Consider the following 1,091-nt stretch of genomic DNA (forward strand, 5'->3'; position numbering starts at 1 on the left):
CCGCTGCGCAGGCCGCCGAACCCGGCTCCGCCGCCGGCGGCAAGCCAAAGGCGGACGCTCCGGGCGCGTCCGCCGCGTACCCGGCCGCCGGCAGCGTGCGCGACACGCTCCCGCAGCAGGTGCGGGAGCCCAGCCGCGGCAGCGGCTATACCGGAGGCCGGGATGCCTCCGGCGCCGGCCGGCCCGCTTACGGCGGCGGCCCCGGCGCAAAACAGCCGTCCCCGCCGGGACAAGCCGCCGCGATGGCGCGCGCGGCGGAGATGTACAGCCGCGGCGAAGCGCCGAAGCGTCCCGCTTTTCCCGAACTGACGCTGATCGGGCAGCATCACGGCACGTATCTGATCGCCCAGAACAAAGACGGGCTGTATCTGATCGATCAACACGCCGCTCACGAGCGGATCAATTACGAATATTATTACGATAAATTCGGCGTGCCCGAAGCCGCTTCGCAGGAGCTGCTGCTGCCGATCACGCTGGAGTTCACGTCGGCCGAGAGCGCCAAGATCCGCGATCGGATCGCTTGGTTCGAACAGGCGGGCGTTTATAACACGACGCTCTTGCGATCTTTCCGGAGAAGCGACCTGGTTCAATCGGAAGCGGCGAAGCACCTATCGATATCTGCTCCATAATCTACCGGACGTGGACACTGGAAAAGGAGGCCGAATCTGATGCAGCTTGATCCTTCGTTAATCTCGACAGCGTTCGTGCAGCTGCTGGGCGCGATTCCAACCACTCTGTCAACTACGGTCGTCAGTGTGGGAGCAGGCTTCCTGAAAAAAAAAAATAACATCCTCCACTACCATTTCCTGAGATACCTTGTATGGACCCTGCATCAACATTTTTTCTCCTTTATTAATATCTTAGGTCTCACTCTAAAAAAAAAAAAAAAAGAACGCATGCGGTTGTAACGTTCTTTCGGTGAAAAGTAAGAGATGAAGGTTAACAGGAGTATCAAAGACGTTAATCACAGAAGAAGCACCGGCTAACTCCGTGCCAGCAGCCGCGGTAATACGGGGGCGGCGAGCGTTAATAGGAATAACTGGGCGAAAAGGGCACGAAAGAGGTGAGATAAGTGAGATGTGAAAGACTAA

Annotated in this window: 1 rRNA gene and 1 pseudogene; both read left to right on the forward strand. The window is 58.0% G+C overall.

The window, feature by feature from the left end:
- A pseudogene (locus CDO73_RS27310) lies at positions 1-629 on the forward strand (hypothetical protein); the annotation flags it as partial.
- Between the two features lie 179 nt (positions 630-808).
- Positions 809-1,091, forward strand: a 16S ribosomal RNA gene (locus tag CDO73_RS27020); the annotation flags it as partial.

It is taken from the genome of Saccharibacillus sp. O23, from assembly GCF_002205895.1.
Classification (GTDB): domain Bacteria; phylum Bacillota; class Bacilli; order Paenibacillales; family Paenibacillaceae; genus Saccharibacillus.